Source organism: Pseudoalteromonas sp. T1lg122, from assembly GCF_002964825.1.
Lineage (GTDB): Bacteria > Pseudomonadota > Gammaproteobacteria > Enterobacterales > Alteromonadaceae > Pseudoalteromonas > Pseudoalteromonas gelatinilytica.
In genome coordinates this window covers 67,276-87,583 of the sequence record NZ_PQCG01000031.1, presented here as the reverse complement: position 1 = coordinate 87,583, position 20,308 = coordinate 67,276, and the positions used below count along the sequence as shown (strand labels likewise).

The window sequence follows — 20,308 nt, the reverse complement described above, 5'->3', positions numbered from 1 at the left end:
TTACCTCCTAAGCCGACTGCTTCATCGTTGCTTTTAAATCAGCAAGCTCTTTATCGATTGCATCATTTTTCTCAAGAGCCGCAATTTGTGCTGCTGTTGAATTTGCTGCATCACTTTGCGTAAGCTCGTACGCTTCAACTTGTGATTCAATGTTTTCAACGCGCTGCTCTAAGTAGTCAAAACGCGCTAATGCATCTGCAACTTTGCTGCTATGTAGCTGCTCTTTTACTTTTAAACGTGCTGTAACAACGCGCTCTTTTTGCATATAAGTCAGCTGTTTAGCTTTTGCATCAGCAAGCTTATTTTGTAAACGCTGACAATCTTCAGTCAATTTTGCGAGTGACTCTGCCACTTTATCCATTTCAGCTTGTTGCGCTTCGATTTCTGTCGTTATGCGCTGCTTTTCAATCAGTGCAGCTTTAGCAAGATCATCACGATCTTTACTGAGTGCTTTTTCTGCTTTCGCTTGCCAGTCAGCTACTTTTGCTTGTTTGGCTGCAATTTCGCGCTTCATTTGCTTTTCTTGCGTTAAAAATGTCGCAGCGGTTGCACGGCATTCAGTCAGTGCATCCTGCATTTCTTGCACGAGTAGATTAAGTAACTTTTCAGGATCTTCAGCTTTGTCTAGTGCTGCAGAAAGGTTTGCCTGAATAATGTCATTTACGCGATTTAATACACCCATGTGACTCTCCTGTTGATTATTGGGTTAATACAGCTAGGAGATTCCAATTCTTGTGCCAACTAACAAATAAAATAAATTTATTACTTAAATACAATAAGTTGAATAAATAGAATTAAAATTTTGACTGACTAATGGCTGAATGAGAAATAACTAATTTGACTAAAAAATTAACTTTTTCACCAAATTTTAGGATCAAAAAAAGCCACAATATGTGGCTTTTTTAATAGGCTTTGTGATTAGGCTTCTGGGACAAAACTTAAAGCTTTATCCATAACAGATAAGTCAGCCGTTTTACCATGACCTTTTTCTGAAAGATGGCGTCTAAAACCACGCGCGCCAGGTTGGCCTTGGAAAATCCCCAACATATGGCGAGCAATATGCCAAAAGTTAGCGCCTTTACTCATTTCATCTTCAATATAGTCATACATAGAGCGCACAACCTGATGGCGACTCAGCGTAAATGCGTCATCACCATAAATGTTTTCGTCAACCTCAGACAAAATAAACGGATTACTATACGCCTCACGACCAATCATAATGCCATCAACATAATCAAGGTGAGCTACGCTATCAGCAATTGTTTTCACCCCACCATTTAAGCTTAGGTGCAGTTGCGGATAATCTTTTTTCAACTGGTAAACGCGCGGGTAATCAAGTGGTGGGATCTCACGATTTTCTTTCGGGCTTAAACCATTTAACCACGCTTTACGCGCATGAATTATAAAGTCATCACAACCAACATCGTGACTCGCTTCAATTAAAGCACATAAAAACTCATACGAGTCTTGCTCATCAATACCAATGCGCGTTTTAACTGTAACAGGAATAGTCACTTCGGCCTTCATTGCAGCAACGCAGTCAGCAACCAGTTTAGGCTCTGCCATTAAACAAGCACCAAAGCGGCCATTTTGCACGCGATCAGACGGACAGCCGACATTTAAATTTACTTCATGATAGCCACGCTCTGCTGCTAATTTTGCACACTTAGCTAATGCTTCAGGATCTGAGCCACCAAGTTGCAATGCCACAGGGCCTTCATGCTCATTAAAGTGTAGGTAATCGCCTTTACCAAATAAAATAGCGCCGGTTGTCACCATCTCAGTGTACAGCACAGCATGCTTAGTCATTTTACGGTGAAAGGTTCGACAGTGACGATCAGTCCAATCTAACATGGGTGCCACGGAAAATTTTCTATCTAACGTATTCGACTGTGGCGCAGGGTTTTTCATTAATTTACCTTATACATCAACAATTTAAAGCTTGATAACAGGTTGGTTATCTTTCATTATTCTTCGCGTTTTTTAGCTATTTTAACACTCTCGGTCTCCCAATAGTCTCCCAAGAAACCGAATGAATAATGAATTAAGGTACCTGCACATGAGTATGTATTATATAAAAAACAGTTCGATTGGTCATGGTCAATTTATTCCTCAAGTTGAGCTTGTGGTATAGGAATAGCCATGGCATCACATTACATCGAAAAACGAAAAAAATCTGATGGAACTACCAATTACCGCTGCAAGGTAGTCGTAAAAGAAAAAGGTAGAGTCATACATCAAGAGAGTAAAACTTTTGACAAAAAAGCATTTGCTAATACTTGGGGCATACGCCGAAGGAATGAGATTAACTTAAATGGTATCTCTAGGCCTGTTGAGAACATAACTGTTGGGGAACTTATCGATAGATACTTAGATGATCCCAAGCTTGGAAATGAGCTAAAAAGAACAAAGCGAAAATGCTTAGAAATGCTTAGGAGATACGACATTTCATCATATTTAGTTTGTGACTTTCATGCCTCTGACATTATTAAACATATGAGAGAACGTATAGAAACGGGTATAAGCCCTGCAACAACCTATCATGACTTCTCTTACTTGAAATCAGTATTTTCTGCTGCCAAACCAGTATGGAATTTAAATATATCAGACGCTCCCTTTATAGAAGCAAAGCCAATGTTAGAGCATATGCAGCTAATAGGTAAAAGCAAGAGGCGGAGCCGCCGCCCAACAAATGAAGAAATTGATCGCCTGCTTCCTGAAATAAAAAAACGCGAGATGCATAAATCAGCGACAATTCCTTTAAGCGATATTTTTCAGTTTAGCATTTTAACATGCATGAGAATTGGGGAGATCTGCGCTCTCAGGTGGGATGACTTAGACAAAGTAAAGCGAACTATATTAGTTCGTGACCGAAAAGACCCAAGAAAGAAAATTGGTAACCATATGAGGGTTCCATTACTGGGCGACGCCTTTCTAATACTAATGAAACAACCTAAACATAGTGAATTAGTTTTTCCATACAAGTCAAAATCTGTCTCAAGTGCTTTTCAAAGGGTCAGAACAAAACTTGGCATTCAGGACTTGCGTTATCATGACCTTAGACGAGAAGGCGCTAGCCGACTATTTGAAGAGGGGTATCGTCTTGAACAAGTAGCTCAAGTAACTGGCCATAAGGATTTAAAGGTACTTTGGAATGTCTATACCTCTTTAAACCCTGAGGATTTACATCGTGATAATGTAACTGTTAGTTAAGGGCTTACGTAAATATCTTTTCCCAGAAGAGTGTGGCTACTAATCAAGACTACGCAACTAATTCATAGCCGATATCCCTAACTTTAAAATGTAAAGGTCCTGCAAAAATCGTTGTACAACGTTGCTTTTAATTACTAATTCATGTGTAAAAAACAAATCGTTGTACAATGATTTTCTTTATATAACAACAACTTAAAGGTTTGACTTCACATTTGAAATTGAGGTAATGTGCGCCTACTTTTTTAATCCTTGGCAACACAATGCGGTACTCAAAATTAGATGCTGAAATTATACGCAAAGTGCTTCAACTTAGAGGTGAAGCTAAATCTGTAGGCGTAATTAGTAAATCATTAAGAATTTCTAAATCAACAGCACATAAAGTAATCACCAGCTGTGATTCAGCTTTAAGTAAAAAAAAGCTTCAAAACATTACTGATGATGAACTGCTTACCCTTGTATATCAAAGAGTGGAGCCTGATTTTGAGCAACTGTATTACCTTGATATACGTAACAAAGCATCAGTTAAAAGTTTATACACGCATTACCTAAAGCATACTAAAGGAAAAACCTATGGCTATACGACATTCTTAAAGAAATATAAGGACTGGTCTAAAAGCTCACCCTTACCAAAGAAAACAAGGCAGCAATATGGAGTACTAAATTGTGAGTATGTAGTGCTGAAAAATGCTGCGCTGGATACAGAAACAGGTGAACTCAAAAAGGCAGTTATTTTCTTCGCACAGCAAACACTGACAGATAACATACTTGTTGGTATATGTGAAAAAAATGACTACAGCACTCTTTTTGCTATGCTTGTATACGCTTGCCACAATGCAAGTGAGTCCGTAATAAAAGTAAATGTGCGTTTCCACAATAGCGTATTTAACTCAATCAATAATGACTTAGCAGCTAACTTTCAGAGTTTGCAAGGTAATAAAATACAAATAGTTAAACGGATTAGTAGAAGGACTCGCTCCCCTTTTTTACAATTGAGAAGTCAAGCCCAAGAATTTAGTAATAAGTACTGTGGTAAAATAAGCAGCTTTTGCCCCAATTTCATTTCATACTGTCAACAACAAGGCTATATACGACCTGACTCATCAATTAATGAAATCACGAGCACAGCCATACTTAAATCGAAGGCTGAGTTACCTTTAACAAGATTAAAGACTTTTAAAGTAAACAAGGCTCAGTTAGCGACTATAGCCGAACTGAACAAAGTAATATCTCTCCCAATGGAGTTAACGGGCAAAAAAGTTAGAGTAGCTTATGACGACAACAGAGCTATTGTTAGAACTCCAGATAATCGTACAGTCATACATCACTTTCATCACCCTGATAATAGTTACCGTTTTGAATCAATGTATTCATCAACTAATAGTAAATACTATATAAACCCAGAACACTTACCTATTACAGAAGCCGAGTTAAAAATGTTTGGAAGCTGGATAGCTGCATCTTTTAAAACCTCAGAGGGTATACATAAACATTTACACAGTATCGTGTGTGAATTACTCAATAAAACTGAAATGCCCCAGCTTAATTTTTCATTAGTTAACTACCTAATAAATATGGCTAAAGACAAACCAAAAGACCTGTTAGATAACGCTTTAAACGAATGGGTTAATGATGAACTTAGTTCAGTCCATGAATTAATAAAACAACTTAACAAGAGACCTCGAGACTCGATGGCGTTCGACTAAATGAAATATTTAATTTGCTCCTTCTATAAGTGTCTTATAAAAACACTCATGAACGTGGCAAAATCCCAATAAATACAAGATAAAACCCACAATGGTTTATGAGAGCCCTATATTATTAAGGGAATCAATGCGATTTGAGACATGAAGAGAATAGATAAAAGTAAGTTCATTAAGTTAGACGAATTAACCTGTAAAGTACAAAATGACCCTGCTTTTGAAAACCTGCATGGCCACGGTATGTACGTAGAAATTTTACAATCCATAAAGGGGCAACTGGACGCAATTTTAAGTCATTGTGAAGAAGTAAGAGTTTATAGATTTGACCTACGTGCCGCAAAAGACACATGTTTGCCAAGTGATAACCGAACTGCATCAACTTTTATCAAAAGGCTAGCGGCTAAAATACATAGAATTAAAAAAGATACCCAACTTCGCTATGTTTGGGTTCGTGAGAATACGACTAACAATACTAACCAACATTATCATTTTGTTCTGTGTTTAGATGCCAAGTTATATTTAACGAGAAAGCACCTGAAAGCTCTTGTTACAAGCTTAGAGCAAAGTTTAGGGGTTTCAGTAAGGTGGAGCAAAGCTCATGATAAGCAAGTCAACACAGGGCTACCTGCTTTCAAAAAATTAAGGGCTATAAACACTAGCGCTAATAAAAAAGCATACTTAGAAGAAATATTTCGATTGTCATATCTCGCAAAAGTAAGAACTAAAGATAACTATTTACGAGGTGATAAGACTAACGACTACCATTCAAGCAAAGCTAATGCAAAAACTGATAGTAACTGGCGGCCGTATGTAGATGAAAAGCAAACGCTCACAGTGAAACTTTTCGATTCTATGGCTTAATATTGAGATGATAAACTTTTAATGTAATCAGTAACCTTATATTATTGAGCATAACAATTGGGTTGTATCAATAATAAAGCTCACAAGTAAAATGAAAGTCTAGTTGGCTAGCTTCCCTTTGATCCGAATAATCCTTTAAGAATAATTACCATTAACCCAATGACGGTAGCAAAAGTAGTTGTAATAAGAGTTATTAACACATTATCTGGTATAGATTTATTTTGGAATATATGTTGGGCAACATAAGCTCCTAAAATGACCCCTATAAATGTCGTAAACTGAATCATAAATTCAAATATTTTGAATGCTAATTCTTTTTTTAATTGAGTATTGTTTCTTGTATTCTCAGTACTAGCTTTTAAGGCATCTATCTCAGCTTGCAATTTTTGAAGCTTTATTTCTTGGCTGTCATCAGAAATTTCCTGCTCAGCGTTGGGAGGAGTATCATCTAAACTAACGATCCCTGTTAAGTCCAAACTCACAATGCAGTTACCTTATTTGTTCTAAAAATATTCTTATAATGCTCTTTAATAGTACGGTTTGGAATCTCAGCGTTGTATGTCTCATACCCATTGCCATCAAACCATATTTTATGCCAAGGACTACCTTCTTTATGCGTTATATCTCTTAATGTCCAGCCGTTATATTTTGCAAAATTATCAAAAGTAAATTTAACGCTATCTTTTTCTTTTAGTGATAAAGGAACATTCTCTCTAGCTTCTTTTGATAAATCGATTTCTTTATTAAGATATTGCTTAAAGGCAAGGTATACCGCAGGAATTACAGGTCCATGCTTCCAAGCATTAACCTCTTCATCAAGTAAGGCTTCGTCCTCTCTTGCTAAGTGGACTCCATGAGCTATATATACTAATTTTTGTATTTGCATATTAGTTAAAGGCTGACCAGCGTCTTTAGCTAGTCTCAAAAACTCTCTTGCAACATCAACTGCGTTAGCCATAGTCCCCTAACTCCAAACTCAAATTTCTTACAGTTATTATCATACTCAACTATTATCCTGTCCAGTAGTATGTGTAAGCACTTCTGCTTTACCTACCATTTAAAACGTTGAGACCCGATTGCTTTAACATTTCTCAATACTAGAAGCGCAAGCTTGAAACTTAAAACAAAGCACAAACATAACGCTATGTTTCGTTAGCTTGGATAAGGTATTAGAAATTCACTTTTCTCAAACTACCAATTTCCCACCCTGAAAAGTCAATACCATCATCTCTCAGTAGGTTTTGAGCCTCAAATTCAAACGGGTTTACTCCTGACATTATTAGTTCCTCAATTTTACCTTTTTGTTCAACCGTTAAATCATTCCACCACTCAGGTGATGTAAATGTATTTTCAGCAGCCCCGTAGAAAAACCGAATTAGTCCACTAAAAATTTTATCAGTATCTTTAGCTAGTAGAGAGTTAATAAATGCTAGAACTTTAGTTGAGCTTGTTAACCAACTAAAAACTACATATCCTTTACCATTACTAGAAAAGGAGTTAAAGATTAACTGTTCCGCTACAACATTTAAGTCACCCAAGTCTTGAATAAAATTACCATCGAAATCAGTAATTGGGGCTACCACCGAGGAAACAGCGACTGGCATAGGTGATTCAGATTCAATAATAAGGTGACTCAAATTACCGTAAGATTTTTTTAGAAGCTGATCGTCAAGCTTTGATTTCACTTCCGAGAGTTCTTGAATTGCAGCTTTAATCCCTTTCTGTTGATCTAAAACGAATTTTTGGATGAACAGTTGCTCCATTAGCCCTTTACCTTTGTCACCTCCTTTAATAAATTCGGATGTGTTTAACCCTCCCTCTTTAGCATAAAGCTCTTTCGCAATTGACCGATACATTAATGCCAGACATTGCTCTTCATCTCCAACAAACTCTCTATCCTCAATGCAGGCAAAAAGCGATTTATCGTGTACTGAGCAAAACCCTTTAAATGTAGATGCCTGATTGATCCCTATCTTTTCAGGAGTTAGTTTTCCTTCGCTTTTAATTAAGTTTGGCAAGCTGATTTTTAAACCTAATACATGATTACTCTCATCTGCAATCTCTTTAAGGCTTCCACTTTTCGATATGGTATGGGCATTGATAATTTTTTTGCTACATTCATGTTTAAGCTCATCTGGAACACTACAATATTTTCGTAAAGCATTTTTTTGGCTATAGTCAATAGCCTCCCCTTTAGTTATCGAAGCTTGCTTCTCTCGCCCATAATGACAGTGCTTAAATTTCTTATTTGAACCGCACCAACAACTCTCATTGCGTCCCATTTTCATATATTCCCTCCCCCTAACTTACTGACTCAATTAAATGTGAAAAATATAAGCAATTCAAAACATACCACCAGTAACTAACTGTTATAATTAATTTTTCAAAATAGTGCCAGCTAATAGCTGCGTAATTAATTCTGACCAATTACACGGCAAGACAAACTATTTCAAATATTGTTGAGAAAAGCTGCGGTGCAAAGGTTTTAAATTACGCTAGCCAAAGACTATTTAAATTTTGATGGTCAAATCAGAGGGGTAGTCGATATGTATTTTGTGCTACCCCTTGTCGTTATCCTGTATTGATATAATAACTGTCTCTATAAATGTCGAAACCTACTCTGGCACAGTTGTTTTCGAACTCAAGCTATTTTCACTTCTACTCATAAAGCTTTAATAACAAGCGTCGTGTCCCTCTATACTGTATTTCATTTAAGTTAAAAGGTTTTTTTTATTACAGTCGAATCAAGGGAGTCGATGGCGGTACGAAAAGTTAGCCCTCTGCGGCGCAGTTAAATTAATGCCATTAGCCATACCTAGCCAGTTGCCGTAACCGCAACTTCTTCTCCAAAAATAAACGCTATGAAAGCCTATAGTTATACAAAATACTGTCTTTAGTAACTAGCAGTCTATTTAAACATTGCTAATTTAGGCACCAATTTACAAAGCGCTATCCCAGCTATTAATTCTGTTTATCTTTTTTTGACCATAGCTCTTCTAACGCAACATCATTACTATCTGGTTTACTACTATCACTAAGCTCATCAACTTTTATAAGCATCGGTAAATCAAAAGATGTACCTGTTATAATGCAAGAGCCTCTTGATAGATTTGGGATTAATGACCGAGAAACAGAATCTAATGTACTTATAGTGTTATCTAACAAGAATAAATCACGGTCATTAACCAATCTATGGATAAAGAAATTATGTAACTGAGACATGATAGTCGCCGATATATCTGCTGGACGCTGGCTAGATAATGTTAAGAACACACCGAACTTTCGACCTTCCTTAATTAGCTCTTCAAACAGCTCTAAACGATAATCTTTCCAGCTACTCTGTTCGCGAACGGATTGCTGAGAGAGGATGTTGTGAGCTTCATCAATTATTAAATGCAGTGTCTTTTCTGGTGGACTTAATTTGATCAGTTTCTTGTGTAAATTGTAATAGTGCTTAGTAACTAGAAGAGGGATTATTTTCTTTACATCTGGATTGCAGTTGCGAAGTGAGATAACAGTTATTGCCTTTTTATCAGTCGCAGTTTGTGCCTCAACTTTAATTACCTTAGATAACCCTCCTAATGAAGACTCAGCTCGTTTTAAAAGTGGTTGTATATGATCGAATTGAACAAAGTTAAACATCAAGTCATTAATTAGCCTCAATTTGCATAGAGCTTTAAACTCTTGGAATGCATCAAGGTCATAGATTTGAATGTTATCAACTGTATTTCTAAGGTAGATCTCGTATTGATTTTCTCCGTTAAAAAACACCTCATTTCGATTCGCCAGTGAGAGTTTATATTTGCTTCCATGCCAACTGATTTTATTAAGAATTGCTTCGCTATTTGTACACTTTAAGACACTTTTCAGGAGATCAAGAACTTCGGGTTTCTGTGACGATGAAGTAAAGCAAAATTTAATTGTATATTTCAAATATTGTAGAACGCTTGCTTGGCCTGTTCCGTATTTAGAACGCCCTTTCAGAACTCTATTAATGAATGGCTTTTGGGTATTTGTGGTAGCTTGAAATAAAATTGATAACGTCTCTGTATTCCAGAATTCATTTTCTGCCAATGGAAACTTATCTCTTGAAGTACTGGTATTCAGATCTATTGCGTGCTTATGTTCATACGGCACTATTTGGTTTTTGATATATTCACCATTAAAATCGAGAAGGACAAATTTACTCACAGCTTTGATTTGTTCATGTTTTTCATCAAACAAAGTAGTGAATAACTTCGTTAAGGTATTAGATTTACCACTACCTGTATTCCCAAAAATACCAATATGGGTATTAAACAACTTTTGCCAAGGTAATGAGATTGCGATACCTTCCTTTAGCAACGAACCAATACAGAAATCGGACTCTGCACTAGATGAGTAAACTGTTTTTAATACCTTTTCTGGTAATAAAAATGCGGGATCACAAATCAAAGGTAAGAACTTTATACCTTCAAAAAATTTACCATTTTCAATATAGCCAATAGGACGAACATTCACCCTTCTTACGAAAAAAATTTTATCAGGGCTCTCTTGAAAGCGCCTTTCATCTAAGTACTCTCCCTCGACAATGCATATGATGTCACGGAAGCCTCTCTGAATTGAGATGTACTCCCTGATTGAAATACCTTTATACCGATGTCCTTCATAAAAAATAGTGTCTTTATTAGATGTCTCGTCAACTGTTAACGTAATCTGAATACCATTTACTGCTGTAACCTCACCTACGGAAATGCTCATACCTCACCTTCACCAAGCGTTAAAACTCGAGAATTAAAGTAAGTGAAATTTAATTTATCTCCGGCTTCATGAACAATATATTTAATATTATTAAAATCAGAAAAATAAGTTTGCAATTCATTGATCATCGACTCTTTGTAGCAACAGATATAGACTTCTAGGGTAGGGTTAACTAAAGAGCGCTTAATCAGGTTTCTTATGTGCTCATCAGCAAAAGAGAAGCCAAATGCTATTAAAACACTATTTGGCTTTTCCAACTCATAACTTAAATGTCGCAACATCTGATAATAATGCTCCTCAAAAACTGTTTCATGAAACTTCCATTTTGTAGGATTCACTATTGGCAGTTCATTGTACTCTTTATAAAATTTCTCCTGCACTTCATTAAATGTATCAGCGTTATGTGTATCGATGGTTATTGAAAGCAAGTCAACTATTGTACATGTGCCGCTTTCCAACATTTCTTTAAATTCACCATAATACATGCTGTCGATTGACTCTTCTGAAACAATTTGATCCACAGAAGAATAATCTACAAGGATAGATTCGTTATGCTTCCGCCAGTAAGCAGAACCATGGAGATGAATGAGATTAATTTGCCGCTGCACCTCTCTATTTCTATCGAAAATACCAGATTCGAGAGTCATGCAATTGAAGTTTCGAGCCTCAAGAACTTTTTTGTGAAAGCCTCTAGAACCATCATTAATATTGAATCGAAAGGTTTTTTCTTCAAATAATTTATCAGCAACATAAGCTAAACAGGAATCATAGTTTGTAGTAAAAAAATTAATTTTTCTATCATACCCCTGCTTTCTACGAAGGATTTCTAGATTCAATTCCATGAATTTTTTGTAATTATCTATTACTACTTTTTCTTTATCATTGAGCTTCTCGAAATCTATAGAACTTACAGGCTCAATACATTCCTTGTAGTAATACATGAATAATAGGGTTTTTAGATGTTTAGCATCTTGAGTGTCAAACTTTGTAGCAAGGGTCTCAATCGTTTCCCACTCATCACCTGTTTGCATGTCCAATGCAAGAGTAGGAAACAAATCTGCTGATGCTCCTGCACCGATCAAATAGCTTATGTTTTTATCATGTAGGTCGTTCAGATCTATTTTCAAAGCCTTCATAGGGGCAAGTTCTCACAATAATTATTGAAGTGGCGATTATTTACACTATTGATATGCAGATTATCGATAAACTCTACAATGATCAATGTAGTAGAGTTTGGCTTATTTTAGATATACACAATTTATCGAAGTGGCTCTTGGGATATAGATTACTGTGCTAGAAAATGTAGCAATAGAAATAAGTTAGAATAAGTGTTACAACAATAATGAACCTAAAGTGAAGTCATTCTTGGGTGTTAGAAGATCCATTTAGTCGATATTAGATTTTAAGACTCTCGGAGGCTACATTGGCAATAACAGGATTTAGTAAACGTTTTTCTCGAGAAATTGATGCGCTTCAATACTTTTCATTGATTGGTCATAACATTAAAAAAGGACCCAGAGTTAACTCAAATTACTGACAATGAAAGAGCTATTGTTCGCAAAGATGTTCAATGCCCTTCATGCGCAGCTATGAACGCAACTATTGTTTCTGGAGCCAAAGGCCACCGCAACACCGCATTACGCCAACCCCATTTTCGCTTTATTGATATTCATGGAAATGAATCACACCATGAGTTTTGTGACTTAAAAACAATAAAGCCGTTTAAGGATAAAACTTCGAACTATCAAAGCTTCACTTTTAGTAAATCCAATTCGCATTTAACAAGGATTATTGGGGGATTGATATCGAAAGCTCTAACCAACAAAATTATAAAAAAAAGTGATATTATAGAGTTTAGACACTGGCACTTTAATATTAAAAAGAACAACATTGTTCATTTAGACTTCACAGCAGATAAAATTTTTACATATCAAGTTTACCGCCTCAGAAAAGACTTGGATATACAATCAGCTCTATCTCCGGTCATTAACGCTGACTCTGTAATTAATAAATTAGCATTAGATATGATTATAGCTAATGACCAAGGTACTCTAAAAAAAATAATTAATCAGACAAACTTCAATTTTAAACGACGTGATATTGAAAAGCTTCGAAATCATATAGGTAAGCCTATTTTTGATGTTAGGAAGTTAGTAAACGAATACTTTAGTGTTATCACGCTGGGCAATGCAATGTTAGATAGCTTTAGAGCACCTCTAAACGGAATAAGAGACACCTCTATTTTACAAGCATTTTGTGGCTTACTTCTATTTATAAATAAATGGAACATTGAAGAAAGCATTAACATGTGTAATGAAATTATCCACTGCAAAGAATCTGATAATAACGAGCTAGGAAACATCATTGGGCTAAACCCATTTTATAAATTTGAATTATATTCTGCACTTTTGAATATTAATGAGGTAGCATCGGAATTACCCACACAAGGGCAGTTAGACGAGTCAATGAAAGAGGCTGTAGAGATCATTTTAAACATAGAGAAAAGTGCTACCTCCCCTTTACGGTAGAGTAATTAGATGAAGGCAATTGGCTATACATCTCCCCTTTTAATCATGTTCTAAGCCCTCTCTATTGTTCGCTTTCAATCACAAACTTTTGTAGACCATAACATTGAAGTGAATCTACCTTTGGATGTAATTGAAAAGCAGTGTTAAAGCAAAATGCTCAATTAATCTGCACTCTGCCTGTATTCTTTCTTAACCCTATATACTGTTGCAACACTGCACCCTGCTAATTTAGCCATATCTTCAACACTGAGCCCTTTTTCAAAGTAGCTGACCAATCTTTCACGTATCTCAGGATTTTTGCTTCTACCGCCAATCACTTTACCTGCTGCTTTTGCTCTTTCTTGCCCCTGCTTAATCCTCTCTTTGCGCTTATCATTGTCCAACTGGGCCATTGTTGCCATTAAATCAAGCAGCATATTGTTAATAATACTCAGAATATTATTAGTCAATTCATCTCCATTCATAAGAGCATGCGTGGTAGGAAGATCAGCAACAACTAGGCGCAGCCCTTTTTGATTGATTATTGATTTCAGTTCTTGCCACTTATCAAATGGCAGACGAGATAATCGGTCAACACTCTCCACCAGAAGAATCTCACCTTGGCAAGACTCCATTAATAGTTGACTAAGTTTAGGTCGTGCTAGTTGTGTGCCAGTGTAATTTTCAACATAACATGCAACAACATTAAGGTTATGGTTAGCACAGAATGAAAGTAGAAGCTCTTCTGCTCGGCTAGCATCCTGCTCTATTGTACTTGCTCTTAGATATATCCTTGTATTCACAATTCTCAACTCTCACTCTCATTAGGTTCCATCATGATAGCCCCTATTGATAAAATATCAATAGGTATAAAAAACAATACCTATTGATAGGTTAAAACTAAGAATAGAGAGGCTGCATAAAATCTAATTAGGCTATAGTTGATTGCGACTACTAAACAAGAGAGCTTCTTCCAATTGCAAACAAACTCATAAAGTTTCCAAACAACCATCGCTTTGTTGTATAAAATACAACCGTTCGATTCAATGTAATAAAAAACTACTTTTTAGCGAACTTTCCTGTGCCGCAGCAACTTTCATCAAACCGTCATAACGCTTATCAAAAAACACCGAAAAACCAGTATTGACAGTGTCTGTAGAGATTTTTAATGTGCTAGCCAATGTCATCGGGATGTACGAAAAATTTGCGAAATAAAATAGTTTATTAACACTTAATTCGCAGCCTTAAAAAGTACAAGTGGCTGATGACAGGAATTTAGTCACTAGTGACTTGTTAATCAATTTTAGAAAAATATTGGAGAAATAAATGTGTGATATAGACATCGATTCAATAAAAAATGAGATTTATATGAATTCTAATAGCTTTATTGTAGAACAACGAGCCATAAAATTAGAAGAAAGGCGTGATGGCTTGAGTTCAAACAAGGACAACACACCAACAATATACCGCTATACTGGAGTGTTGGATATGTTTATCAATTTAGAAGACTGTATGAAGATGGCAGGCTTAACCAATAATGAAATAGATAAACTTGAAAAGAACGCACTTTTTCCACCTCGACGAACATTTGGCAATGATAATCATAAGTGGCTTTTAAGTGACATTCTTGAATGGATGTATGATTCAACTTACATCACTGATTACACAGCCTAACTATATAGCAAGTGTATGTTTGCTGCATAATTAGTATATAAACTCTCTTAAAAAACAAAAAACCAAAAGACGTAAGTAGCAATAATAAACTCTTAATATTTGATAACTCATTGTTCCAGCATAGGCCTCGTACCAGCTCGCGACGAGATAACCTGAATAATAACTTATCCATTCCACCTACTAAGTTCGCATTTCTCGCTTATGTCTATATTCAAAAGTGGCTTCAACTTTACCGTTGAATCGAAATTAGTAGGACAAGTATTATGAAAACCTCATTTATGTTGTTGGCTCAATACGAACAAACAATCATCCCATTATTTGATATTTGTGAGACATACTTCGGTTGCTCATATCGAACTGCGATGAATAAAGCTAATCTAGGTCAATTACCTATCAGCGTATTTAAACTATCTGAATCTGCGAAGGCACCGTATTATGTGCACTTGATAGACCTAGCCAATTTCATTGATGAGCAGAGGGAAAAAGCAAAGCAAGAATTTGCAAAAGTTAGTTACCATTAAGAACTTAACTTTGAAGTATAAAATGCCAGATTAGATTCAAATCGAAGACTTATCTGGCAATTCTTAATATTGTTACAAATGATAACCAACTTGAGAACACTATTCAGTAATATGTACAGCTCTTCTTCTCAAATACTCACTATACAAAGGCTGACTAGATTCTTTGCAAATTTCAGCAACTTGATCTAACCATCGAAAATATTCTCTCTGCCGCTCAAATGTCCACCCTGATGGAATTGCAGAAGCATTAGAACATAAATCTGCTAACTTGATCCGCTTTACCTCAGTAGGCTTATTAGGAAGCATTCTAAGCGTTTCTTTACGTCTCTCTTCCAATGATAGCGACTTATTATCAGAAAGCGCTTCTACCAACTTGAGAGTACGTTCACCACAGGCTTTATGTACCTCTTCTTTAGTAACATCAGTATCTTCTAAGATGTCATGAAGTATTGCGGCGCTTAGCTCATCGGAATCATCAATTTCAGCTATATCAGTAAGTAAAGCTGCCACTTCTATTAAATGATTAATATAAGGAGAGCCATCTGACTTTCGCTTTTGCTGCGCATGATAGTTTGAAGCCAAATTCAGTGACTTTATTAAAAGCTTGTGAGAGCTCATATTAGCACCTTCTAAACATTGAACTGTTCTACTGTTACAGTTATGTATCCACTTCATCAAAGCTGTTTGATGTACTCATCATATTGGCGCTGTATCTCCAACCATGTTGCAGCACAAAAGTTTGTACCTTTGCTAAGCTTCTCAGCAAACACTGGATCAACTGCCAACTTAGCTTCCATAAACAACTCCATGACCGCATACTCGATATCTAAAAAAGCAGCAATGTCTTGCAAACTCATATCAGTAAACTTATGTAGGCAACGTCTCTTAAAAAACATAGAAGGATGCTCTCTAAAGCCACCATCTTTTCGTTTCACAAGTTTTAACTCACTAAAGGGTACTCTAGGTGATTTTTTGATAAAACTAAGTTTAAAAACATTATTCATGGGTAATCCCCACCTTCCAATAGCTTGCCATTTACTAAGTTAATTAAATAACGATACGGCACCGTTTTAGTATTGCTCTTTGTTCTGCACAACTAATTCAGGAGCTGTTAGATCCAGCTCTTCAATACCTGCGTTATATAGACTAGCTAAGAAATTAGCTAAGTTATGTGATTTTTCAGCGTGTTGATCACAAAATTCAAGTTCGTAGAACTCATACTCAAAGTGATAATTACCATCTTCTTTCAAGTAAGCATGTAAATGGCCATAAGTTGAGATACCTAAATATTCACAACCGAAGCTAAATTTCTTTTTAAAACCTAGTTGTTGTTCTGTAGCATATGGCGGCCTTGAAGCTTTTCTCTGTTCTTCTTTTATTATATCCTTTACGAAGGATGCTAACCTTAGTTTAGTATTTCTTACGAAATCAACTTCGAGTTTACTTACAACGGAATTAACATCTGAGCGATTTTCAATAAGCTTCTCTTTAATAATAAAGCTGCCATCACAAAGCACTTTATAAAAGTGCTCAATATATCCTGAATCTGAATCAGTAAAACCTTCGGTCAAAAGTTTGAAGAGAGCGAATTTTTCTATACCTTTCTCATCGCCTATTAAGTTGCCAAAAGTTAAAACTAACTCTTGATAGTACTTAGATTTAAATTCCTCAACCAGAGCCTTTTTCCGAAATAAAACTGGTTTGTAATTTTGACATAAAGCGAAATAGATGCTTTTGTGGGAATCGTTGTACAACATATTCATATTTGCTCCTAGGGGCGGAGCGAGACGAACTTAGACGCTCCACCCAATGTTTATTGAGTGAAATCTGTATCTAAGTATCGATTTCGATTTGTGAGGTTTTAAAGTACTACAGTAAATACTATGTGGCAAGACACACGAAAAAAAATAATGGAAAATATTGGAGGATTGATTTGAGTTTCGGTCTCCCTAGAGTCTCCCACACCAAACCTAACTCATTGATTAATAATGACAAAACATCCAATCTAACATGGGTGCCACTGAAAAACGGCGGTTTAATGTCGTCGTGCTCATAACATGGCCCCTTTAAAGATCAATGCGTTTACTTGCAACTTAAATTACCTAATACGATTAACGCTAATCAATAGCGCTGACACATCAAAAGTTAGCTATGTGTCGGAATGAAAAATTGGGCTTATTATACCACCGAAGCACGCTCACGGCATGGCTTAATCGAAGATCAAATGATGAAAAGAGGTGAAGAAGTGTACTGCAAACTCACTTCTGTGATTGATACGTTAAAAGTGAAAAGACTAAATTTTCACTTCATTCAATAAATTTTCTAGATTTTGTCCTGTGAGTTCAAAAATAATTATTTCTAATTCTTTGAAATCTTTATCTTTTAAGTTAACTAATTTAGCACCTACTGCAATGCGGGCAACTTCTTCTACGGGGTCAATTTCAACAATTTCGACCGATACATGGGTGTCGTGATCTTTGGATTGCACATAATATTCACTAAAGAATGTCGCGTCAGCTCTCACATTAGGGTTACTGTCAGACACTGATTGTAATAACGTGCCCTTTTTAAGATCGCTTTTACGAATTGAAAAACTGTATTCAGCAACATGGCCTCGACCAATAATTAATGTTACGGCACTCTCACCGTTAATTTTAAACTCATGGTCTGTGACTTCAATCACGCGAAGTTTACCGGTATCTTCCGGTGGTGGCTCCGTACAGGCGCCCAAACTAAAAATCAGAAATACTGATATAACTACATTTTTGATTAGCATTCTTTGTTCCTTAAATTTTATATTGCCTTCTTTTAAGTTAGATAAAAGAAGGCAATAATTCAAAGTTTAAATCACTGAAAATGCACTTTAAATTAAACTAAGCAACAACACTCAAACCAAAGTAGTGAGCAATACCACCTAAGATATTGTTAACCGCGACTGACGATAAAATTAACCCCATCACTCGACTAATAATACTCGCGCCACTATCACCAATTAACTTATGAACATGTGTCGCCAGTAGCAATAACAGCAATACAATCACTAATACTGAGAGCATGATTGATGAAGTGATAAGTTGCTCATACCACGTGTATTCAGTATTTCGGGTCATCAAAACTGCCGCAAGCATGGCACCGGGGCTGGCAATAGAAGGAATTGCTAATGGAAAAATTGCGGTTTCGGTACTGTTACGAACACTTTTAATCTCAGTTTCTGGCTTACTTTCACCGAAAATCATCGATAAAGCGAAAAGTAATAATACGATCCCCCCGGCAATTTGAAACGCAGAAAGCGGAATATTGATCGCATTTAAAAGTACTTCACCCGCAAGCACAAAAAATAATAAAACTAATGCCGAAACGCCAACCGCTTTTAGCGCGACTTTTCGTTTGAATTTGGCATCATCCCCGCGTGTAACGGCAATAAAGACAGGCACAGTACCAATAGGATCAATGACAGCGAAAAAGAAAATGAATGCAGCTAGCAATTCACTCATTAAGAAAACTCCCTTGAAAACGTGTTAGCGAATAAAAACACTGCAACTACAATACAGTATGTTAGTATATCACGGTAGCGTAAGGATAAGAGAAGATGAACATAGAATCACTCGTCAGTAAAGCAAAACAAGTATGCGATAATCGTGGTGCACGTTTCACACCTATCCGTGAAAAAGTATTCCGCCTGCTCGCTAGTGCGCAAGGTGGTGTAGGTGCTTATGACTTATTAGAACAACTCAAATTAACTGAGTCAGGCGCAAAACCAGCAACCATTTATCGCGCGCTCGATTTCTTATCGGAACTTGGCTTTATTCACAAAATTGAAAGCACCAACTCATTTATGTTGTGCCATCATTTTGATCACATTCACCCTGTACAATTATTAATTTGTGACAGCTGTGGTTATGTAAAAGAATTACATTCAACAGTAATTTCTCATGAACTTAATAACTTAGCTGCAGAAAGTGGATTTATTGTCTCTGGACAAACAATTGAAGCGCACGGCAAGTGCGAAAAATGCAAAGATTAAGTGCGGTGTTTGAAACAACCACTACACTTAAAGTATGATTAACGGCATTTCTGCAAACCTAAGGGAAAGAAAATAATGAATGTGGAGTTCATCAACCCTTTTTTATCATCATTATTAAATGTATTGAGCACGATGGCTCAAACAGAATTAAAACCGGGCAAACCTAGCTTAAAGAAAGACGAATTAGCCCGTGGCGATGTATCGGGTTTAATTGGTATGGTTGGCCCACAAACTAAAGGTTCACTTTCAATCTCATTCGATGAAAGCCTAGCACTGACTATTATGGAAAGAATGCTCGGTGAGCGTCCAGACTCAGTCAATGAAGAAGTCACTGACATGGTAGGCGAAATTACCAATATGGTAACAGGTGGTGCTAAAAACTTACTCGGCGAAAAAGGCTACGAGTTTGATATGGCAACGCCAGTTGTGGTGTCTGGTAAAGGACATACAATTGCCCATAAATGTGAAGGTGCCAAGGTGTTAATTCCATTCACGTCTGCTGATGGTAACGCCAATATTGAAGTTAGCTTTGATAAACTATGAGCTGGCAGCAAAAAACCATTCAATTGAAGCCTCGCTCGCGAGGCTTTCACATCATTGATGACGAGCTACTTCGTCAACTTCCAGAAATAACGCAATACAAAGTCGGTTTATTACACCTGTTCATTCAGCATACGTCTGCAAGTTTAACAATTAACGAAAATGCCGATCCCACTGTGCGAATGGATATGGAAAGTCACTTCAATCACTTCGTACCAGAACGACAAAGTTATTATCGTCATGATTATGAAGGTGATGACGACATGCCAGCCCACATAAAAAGCAGTACATTAGGTGCTGAACTCACCATACCTATTAACCAAGGCCGCTTAATGCTTGGCACATGGCAAGGCATCTATTTAGGTGAACACCGTGATCATGGTGGCGCTAGACGCATTGTCGCGACGATTCAAGGTCAGATCTAAAACTAGCTGTAAGCTGTAAGCTGTAAGCTGTAAGCTGTAAGCTGTAAGCAAATCTTGGTATTAACTAAATTATTTAAGAAAGTGTTTTTGGGATTTTTTAGAG

Annotated in this window: 22 protein-coding genes; 9 read left to right on the top strand and 13 right to left on the bottom strand. The window is 36.5% G+C overall.

The features are described from left to right. Nucleotides 1–7: 7 nt before the first annotated feature. Nucleotides 8–682 carry a PspA/IM30 family protein gene (locus C2M33_RS11215; protein WP_063702741.1) on the bottom strand — a complete coding sequence of 225 codons (675 nt, stop codon included), beginning with the start codon at nt 680–682 and terminating at the stop codon, nt 8–10. 236 nt (nt 683–918) lie between these two features. After that, the gene (dusA, locus tag C2M33_RS11210) at nt 919–1,911 is read right to left on the bottom strand and encodes a tRNA dihydrouridine(20/20a) synthase DusA (protein ID WP_105174480.1); all 993 of its coding nucleotides are present in this window, start codon (nt 1,909–1,911) and stop codon (nt 919–921) included. Nucleotides 1,912–2,142: 231 nt separating this feature from the next. Here dusA and C2M33_RS11205 point away from each other — a divergent pair, with 231 nt between their 5' ends. The 3 genes from C2M33_RS11205 (at nt 2,143) to C2M33_RS11195 (ending at nt 5,774) form a co-directional block, all read left to right on the top strand. Next, nucleotides 2,143–3,213: a tyrosine-type recombinase/integrase gene (locus C2M33_RS11205; RefSeq protein ID WP_105174479.1), complete on the top strand. Its 1,071-nt coding sequence runs from the start codon at nt 2,143–2,145 to the stop codon at nt 3,211–3,213. 260 nt (nt 3,214–3,473) lie between these two features. After that, complete coding sequence (locus C2M33_RS11200; RefSeq protein ID WP_105174478.1) at nt 3,474–4,916, top strand: hypothetical protein; 1,443 nt, start codon at nt 3,474–3,476, stop codon at nt 4,914–4,916. A gap of 141 nt (nt 4,917–5,057) precedes the next feature. Continuing rightward, nucleotides 5,058–5,774: a YagK/YfjJ domain-containing protein gene (locus C2M33_RS11195; protein ID WP_105174477.1), complete on the top strand. Its 717-nt coding sequence runs from the start codon at nt 5,058–5,060 to the stop codon at nt 5,772–5,774. A 107-nt stretch (nt 5,775–5,881) separates the two neighbouring features. Here the strand turns inward: C2M33_RS11195 and C2M33_RS11190 are convergent, their stop codons facing one another. The 5 genes from C2M33_RS11190 to C2M33_RS11170 all read right to left on the bottom strand — a co-directional run bounded on the left by C2M33_RS11190 (nt 5,882) and on the right by C2M33_RS11170 (nt 11,650). After that, entirely contained in the window at nt 5,882–6,256 is a 375-nt protein-coding gene (locus C2M33_RS11190) for a hypothetical protein (RefSeq protein WP_105174476.1), read from the bottom strand. Continuing rightward, nucleotides 6,253–6,732: a Panacea domain-containing protein gene (locus tag C2M33_RS11185; RefSeq protein WP_105174475.1), complete on the bottom strand. Its 480-nt coding sequence runs from the start codon at nt 6,730–6,732 to the stop codon at nt 6,253–6,255. The genes C2M33_RS11190 and C2M33_RS11185 overlap by 4 nt, the downstream gene beginning before the upstream one ends. Before the next feature lie 211 nt (nt 6,733–6,943). After that, entirely contained in the window at nt 6,944–8,062 is a 1,119-nt protein-coding gene (locus tag C2M33_RS11180) for an SEC-C metal-binding domain-containing protein (RefSeq protein ID WP_105174474.1), read from the bottom strand. A 673-nt stretch (nt 8,063–8,735) separates the two neighbouring features. Continuing rightward, a complete protein-coding gene (locus C2M33_RS11175; RefSeq protein ID WP_105174473.1) occupies nt 8,736–10,514 on the bottom strand; it encodes an ATP-binding protein in 1,779 nt (592 codons plus the stop codon). Then, complete coding sequence (locus tag C2M33_RS11170; protein ID WP_105174472.1) at nt 10,511–11,650, bottom strand: SIR2 family protein; 1,140 nt, start codon at nt 11,648–11,650, stop codon at nt 10,511–10,513. Before C2M33_RS11170 ends, C2M33_RS11175 begins: the two co-directional genes overlap by 4 nt. A gap of 453 nt (nt 11,651–12,103) precedes the next feature. Here C2M33_RS11170 and C2M33_RS11165 point away from each other — a divergent pair, with 453 nt between their 5' ends. Continuing rightward, entirely contained in the window at nt 12,104–13,042 is a 939-nt protein-coding gene (locus C2M33_RS11165; protein WP_105174471.1) for a hypothetical protein, read from the top strand. 161 nt (nt 13,043–13,203) lie between these two features. On the opposite strand, the gene C2M33_RS11160 is transcribed toward C2M33_RS11165, so the two are convergent. Then, on the bottom strand, nt 13,204–13,824 hold the full coding sequence (locus tag C2M33_RS11160; protein WP_233999167.1) for a recombinase family protein: 621 nt from the start codon (nt 13,822–13,824) through the stop codon (nt 13,204–13,206). Nucleotides 13,825–14,347: 523 nt separating this feature from the next. Here C2M33_RS11160 and C2M33_RS11155 point away from each other — a divergent pair. Then, complete coding sequence (locus C2M33_RS11155; protein WP_105174469.1) at nt 14,348–14,695, top strand: helix-turn-helix transcriptional regulator; 348 nt, start codon at nt 14,348–14,350, stop codon at nt 14,693–14,695. A gap of 263 nt (nt 14,696–14,958) precedes the next feature. After that, complete coding sequence (locus tag C2M33_RS11150) at nt 14,959–15,216, top strand: pyocin activator PrtN family protein (RefSeq protein WP_105174468.1); 258 nt, start codon at nt 14,959–14,961, stop codon at nt 15,214–15,216. Between the two features lie 99 nt (nt 15,217–15,315). Here C2M33_RS11150 and C2M33_RS11145 read toward each other — a convergent pair whose 3' ends face one another. The 5 genes from C2M33_RS11145 to C2M33_RS11125 all read right to left on the bottom strand — a co-directional run bounded on the left by C2M33_RS11145 (nt 15,316) and on the right by C2M33_RS11125 (nt 18,710). Then, nucleotides 15,316–15,834 carry an HD domain-containing protein gene (locus C2M33_RS11145; protein ID WP_158685583.1) on the bottom strand — a complete coding sequence of 173 codons (519 nt, stop codon included), beginning with the start codon at nt 15,832–15,834 and terminating at the stop codon, nt 15,316–15,318. A 56-nt stretch (nt 15,835–15,890) separates the two neighbouring features. Further along, the gene (locus C2M33_RS11140) at nt 15,891–16,220 is read right to left on the bottom strand and encodes a hypothetical protein (protein WP_105174466.1); all 330 of its coding nucleotides are present in this window, start codon (nt 16,218–16,220) and stop codon (nt 15,891–15,893) included. A 66-nt stretch (nt 16,221–16,286) separates the two neighbouring features. After that, complete coding sequence (locus C2M33_RS11135; RefSeq protein ID WP_105174465.1) at nt 16,287–16,979, bottom strand: hypothetical protein; 693 nt, start codon at nt 16,977–16,979, stop codon at nt 16,287–16,289. 530 nt (nt 16,980–17,509) lie between these two features. Further along, nucleotides 17,510–17,992, bottom strand: a complete 483-nt coding sequence (locus C2M33_RS11130; protein WP_063702743.1) for a hypothetical protein — start codon at nt 17,990–17,992, stop codon at nt 17,510–17,512. Nucleotides 17,993–18,089: 97 nt separating this feature from the next. After that, nucleotides 18,090–18,710, bottom strand: a complete 621-nt coding sequence (locus tag C2M33_RS11125; protein WP_063702745.1) for a MarC family protein — start codon at nt 18,708–18,710, stop codon at nt 18,090–18,092. Nucleotides 18,711–18,805: 95 nt separating this feature from the next. Here C2M33_RS11125 and C2M33_RS11120 point away from each other — a divergent pair, with 95 nt between their 5' ends. The 3 genes from C2M33_RS11120 to C2M33_RS11110 all read left to right on the top strand — a co-directional run bounded on the left by C2M33_RS11120 (nt 18,806) and on the right by C2M33_RS11110 (nt 20,205). Further along, the gene (locus C2M33_RS11120; RefSeq protein ID WP_063702748.1) at nt 18,806–19,240 is read left to right on the top strand and encodes a transcriptional repressor; all 435 of its coding nucleotides are present in this window, start codon (nt 18,806–18,808) and stop codon (nt 19,238–19,240) included. 75 nt (nt 19,241–19,315) lie between these two features. Beyond that, nucleotides 19,316–19,783, top strand: a complete 468-nt coding sequence (locus C2M33_RS11115) for a chemotaxis protein CheX (RefSeq protein WP_063702750.1) — start codon at nt 19,316–19,318, stop codon at nt 19,781–19,783. After that, on the top strand, nt 19,780–20,205 hold the full coding sequence (locus C2M33_RS11110) for a secondary thiamine-phosphate synthase enzyme YjbQ (protein WP_063702752.1): 426 nt from the start codon (nt 19,780–19,782) through the stop codon (nt 20,203–20,205). The genes C2M33_RS11115 and C2M33_RS11110 overlap by 4 nt, the downstream gene beginning before the upstream one ends. Nucleotides 20,206–20,308: the final 103 nt, after the last annotated feature.